Origin of the sequence: Myroides sp. C1519 (genome assembly GCF_038039755.1) — a bacterium.
Lineage (GTDB): Bacteria > Bacteroidota > Bacteroidia > Flavobacteriales > Flavobacteriaceae > Flavobacterium > Flavobacterium phaeum_A.
Window position 1 is genome coordinate 1 of the sequence record NZ_JBBPHM010000044.1, and the last position, 5,044, is coordinate 5,044.

2 protein-coding genes and 1 pseudogene are annotated in these 5,044 nt (G+C 34.0%); 2 read left to right on the plus strand and 1 reads right to left on the minus strand.

Translation table 11 applies throughout. The annotated features are described in order from the left end of the window. A pseudogene (locus AABL81_RS13445) lies at positions 1-632 on the plus strand (hypothetical protein); the annotation flags it as partial. Positions 633-734: 102 nt separating this feature from the next. Here the strand turns inward: AABL81_RS13445 and AABL81_RS13450 are convergent. Beyond that, positions 735-2,858, minus strand: a complete 2,124-nt coding sequence (locus tag AABL81_RS13450) for a M3 family metallopeptidase (protein WP_341341316.1) — start codon at positions 2,856-2,858, stop codon at positions 735-737. Positions 2,859-3,067: 209 nt separating this feature from the next. Between AABL81_RS13450 and AABL81_RS13455 the strand changes: the two genes are divergently transcribed. Next, on the plus strand, positions 3,068-5,044 hold a 1,977-nt coding region (locus tag AABL81_RS13455), incomplete at its 3' end, for a S8 family serine peptidase (protein ID WP_341341317.1).

Here is a 5,044-nt window from a genome sequence, read left to right on the forward strand (position 1 = left end):
AGACAGGCAAGGCGGCGTCTACAAAAATTACTGTTACACAAGATGTAATCAATACATTTCCCGAGATTATCAAAGAAGAGAAAGTGATTACTGAAATTGAGAAAGTTGTGACAGATAAAGGCAAGAATCCTTGGTTAAATCAAGGGACGGAAGTTGTTGCAACAGAAGATGCTGCTGAAATAGCCCATAGGGGAAGTGTTGCAATTGGAGGAAATACTTTGTTGACAAATTCAAAGGCAACAAATACTAAGCTTTCTGTTGATGGAGATGTGCTTGTTTCAGGTAAATTTTTCTCTGCAAATTCTGTGTTTGCAGATTACGTATTTGAAAAGTACTTTACAGGTTCAACTGATTTAAATTTAACATATGAATTTAAGTCTTTAGATTATGTGAAAGATTTCATTGAAAAGTATAATCACTTGCCAGGAGTAACTAAGATTTCTGATATTGAACGTACTGAAGATGGAAGGTATTTAATTGATTTTACCGAATTATCAATTCAACAATTAGAGAAGATTGAAGAATTATATTTACATACTATTGAACAACAAGGAGCATTAGATAAAATGCAAGACGAAGTGAATATTTTGAAAGCACGATTAGATGTGCTTGAAAGCTTATTAACTAAATAGAGTTTTTCTGTTTTTAGTAAGTATAAAAGGCTTAATCGTTGCCGATAATTACTGAGTAGTAAAAAAGGGCTAATCTGTTGAGATTAGCCCTTTTTGATTTTTTTATTTTGTAAATCCAGAATAGTGCAATAAAGCGTCTATGCTTGGGTTTTTACCTCTGAAGTCTTTGTATAACTTGTCTAATGGTTCAGAGTTTCCTCTTGAGAATACTTTGTCTCTTAAGACTTGTCCGTTTGCACGCGTCATTCCTCCATTTTGTTCTAACCACGCGTAAGCGTCAAAGTCTAACATTTCTGACCATTTGTAAGAGTAATATCCTGCTGCATATCCTCCTGCAAAAATGTGGTTGAAATAAGTAGAACGGTATCTTGGCGGAACTGTAGCAAGGTCTAATCCATATTTTTTCAAAGCTGCTTGTTCAAAAGCGATAGCATCAGTAATTTCAGCATCAACACTAATTGTATGCCATTCCATATCAAGTAATGAAGCTCCTAATAACTCAGTCATACTATAACCTTTATTAAAGGTAGCTGCATTTTTCATTTTATCTACTAATGCTTGTGGAATTACTTCTCCTGTTTTATAGTGCTTAGCGTAGTTCTTTAAAACGGAAGGTTCAAAAGCAAAGTGCTCGTGGAATTGTGAAGGGAACTCTACAAAGTCACGAGATACATTTGTACCTGATAATGTTGGGTACGTTTGGTTTGCAAAAAATCCGTGTATAGCGTGTCCAAATTCGTGGAACATTGTAATTACGTTATCTTGTGATAATAATGTAGGTTGTCCTGCTGCTGGCTTAGGGAAGTTACCTACGTTATAAATTACTGGCAAACGGTTAAGTAATTTTGATTGTCCTACGATATTGCTCATCCAAGCTCCTCCACGTTTAGAATCTCTTTGATAGTAGTCTGTATAGAATAATCCTACTTGACTTCCGTCTTCGTTGAAGATTTCATATACTTTTACATCTTCTTGCCAAACCGGAATGTCTTTTCGTTCTTTAAATGTTAGACCGTAAAGCTGTTTAGCCATAAAGAAAACACCGTCTTCTAATACAGCGTTCATTTCAAAGTATGGTTTTAACTCATTTTGGTTTAAAGCAAATTTGTCCTCTCTGATTTTTTCAGCGTAGTAATTCCAATCTGCTGCAGTTAGTGTAAAAGGATCAGCTTCTTTGTTGATTAAAGCTTGAATATCTTTTGCTTCTTCTTTAGCACTGCCAACAGCATATGGACTAAGGTCTTTTAGGATTTGAATAGCATTTGCAGGTGTGCTTGCCATTGTTCCTTGTAAACTCCATTCTGCATAATTAGCAAAGCCCATTAACTTAGCTTTTTCAGCTCTTTTCTTTGCTAAAGTAATGATTGTAGCTCTTGTATCGTTTGTATCTCCTTTTTCAGCACGTATCCACGCTTGTTCAAATAGTTTTTTTCTTGACTCTTTATTTGTTAGGTTGTCTAAATCGGGTTGCTGTGTTGTGTTGTTAAGTGGAATTAAATAACTTCCGTCTGCTTGTTTGATAGACTCTAATTCTTCGTCACTTAAACCTGCTAATTCTTCTTTTGTGAATTTAACACCACCTTCTTTTGTAGCTGCTAATAATTTATCGCCAAAGTCATTGTTTAATGTAGCAATGTCTTGGTTTAATTGTTTTAATTTTTCTTTGTCTTCAGCACTTAAATTAGCTCCTGCTTTTTCAAAGTTTTCATAGTAAACATCTAATAAACGAGCTTGTTCTTCATTTAAGTTTAATGCCGCTTGATTGTCGTGTAACTTTTTAATGCGTTGGAATAAGGCATCATTTAAGTAAATACCATCACTATGACTTGCAAACTTAGGTGCTAATTCAGCATTAACTGCTTTTAGTTCATCGTTTGTATGTGCTCCTGTTAATAAGAAGAATACTGAGCTAACGCGGTCAAATAAGTCGCTTGAACGCTCTAAAGCCTCTAAAGTATTGGCAAAAGTTGGTTCTTCTGTATTAGCGCATATTTTGTCAATTTCCTCCATTTGACGGCGCATTCCTTCTAATAAAGCAGGTTTGAAGTCTTTGTTCTTGATTTTGTCAAAGTCTGCTGTAAAATAAGGTAGTGTACTTTCTGCAAAGAAAGCATTGTTTTCATTCCAATCTACTGTTTCTGTAGCATCAGATTTAGTCTTGTTACAAGAAATCGAGAATAATGACGCTCCTGCAACAACACCAATAACTGCATTTTTAACTTTCATATTTGTTAAGGGTAATTGTTAGTTGTTTCAAATATAGAAAATATATAACCTTTTCGGATATGATTACTTGATTTTAGCAATCATATTGGTATTTTGTAGTACTTTTGTCTGCTAAATAGTTTTTAGATAAAAGATTATCTTTTTAAATCATCTATTACTATATTAGTTGTTTACTGTTTTTAAACACTTATAATTGTCAACTTTTTTAAATGAAAAGAATTCACTCTATCTTATTTTTATCGTTTTTTACCTTATCTGTTAGTGCACAAAATGCTACTGTTCGAAAAGAATTAGCTTTATCTTATGATACGGAGCAAGGGAAATTGCTTATTTCTAAATTTCAAAGTGAAGATAAAAGGGATAGAGAAAAAATTTCTGAATTTTTAAAGAGGAGTAAGCGAGAAGAGAAAGGTGTTTTTAGTGATGGACGTGTTTTTCAGATTAAAAGAATTTCTGAAGATGGTTTTCCCTTGTATTATACAACAAGCAACCTTGAATCAAGAAGAGTAAATCAAGTTGAGGCTATTAAAGAGGATTTAGGAATTACACTGGATGGTCAGAATATGATTGTTGGTGTGTGGGATGGACAAGTTGCTTTAGATATACATAGAGAGTTTATTGTTAATGGAGTAAGCGAGGTAAAGCTTGGTGATGCTATATCTTCTTTAGAAAATATGACTGAGAAGGAATTAAAGGCTAATCAAAAATCGCGAAATCACGCAACTCACGTTGTTGGAACAATTAAAGCAAAAGGTGTATTTAATAAAGCAAAAGGTATGGTACCAAATGCTAAGGTTGTAAGTTTTGATTGGATTAATGATGCATCTGAAATGGTCGCAATGGCTAAAGAAGGCTTATTAGTTTCTAATCATTCTTATGGTTTAGCGGCAGTTGATGAGGATCTTATCCCCCTTGTTCCTGTTAATTATTTTGGGGTTTATAATAAAGAGGCATCTAAGTTTGATAGAGTAGCTTATACTTATCCTTATTTTCAATCCGTAGTTTCTGCAGGTAATGATCGTTTGGAATTTGATTTAGTAAATGAGTCAAAGCATGGAGATGATTTATTGTTGGGTACAGCTAATGCTAAAAATGTAATTGTTGTTGCTGCGACTGGTGTAAATGAGGTAGGTGCAAATGAAGTAGCGGATTTTAGTAGTTTCGGACCTTCTTGTGATTTTAGAATTAAGCCTGATATAGCTGCTAATGGTGTGCGTGTGATTTCTTCTGGATACGCTAATCCTGAGCCTTTGACTGCAGAACCAAGTATCATAAGGTATGCTAAAATGAGTGGAACTTCTATGGCTGCTCCTGTTGTTTCTGGAATTTTGACATTATGGCAACAATGGGCTATTGAAAATAGACAGTTTCCTTATAAAGCAGCTACAATGAAGGGAGTTATGGTGCATTCGGCAGATTATTTAAGACAAAAATCGCCTAATAATCAGATTGGATGGGGGGTGATTAATGCGAAAAAAGGAGTTGATTTAATGATTAATTCTCTTGGTGAAAATGCTATAATAGAGGAAAGAGTATTATTGAATGAAGGGGAGTTTAAACAGAAGTTTATTTTGACAGAAAACACTAATAGTTTGATTGTTACGTTAGTGTGGACTGATGTTGAACAAGATTCTCCTCATTATGATTTTAGAACAAATCGACAAGCAAAAGCCTTAGTAAATGATTTGGATTTAAGAGTTTATAAGGATGGTGTTGCGTATTTTCCTTGGTTATTAAATAAAAATTATAACGACTTAAGAGCTGTGAAAGGGGATAATGATGTGGATAATGTTGAAAAAATAGAAATAGATAATGCTGAAGCTGGAGTATATGAGATTGTTGTTTCTCATAAAGGAGAGCTACAGACAGGTCGTCAAGATTTTTCTTTACTTGTGAGTAATGATGAAATGAAGGGGATAAGTGGGGAAGTTGTTGAATCACTTGTGTCTGAAAATGATTTTATTATATGGCCTAATCCTATAAAGGACGTGTTTAATATCGAGATCGCTAAGGGTAAGATATTTAAGTTTTCACAAGTTGATATTTATGATTTGTCTAATAAGTTGGTAAAATCGGTTAATGTTAGAGCTACAAATCGCGCTGTAATTGATATTAGTGAATTGGCAACAGGTATTTATTTAATGAAGATTGATGCTGCAGGGGAGAAGGTGAGGTTTAAATTAGCT

Coding starts and splice junctions, on each gene's coding strand:
- AABL81_RS13450 (WP_341341316.1), bottom strand. CDS start 2,858: ATGAAAGTTAAAAATGCAGTTATTGGTGTTGTTGCAGGAGCGTCATTA.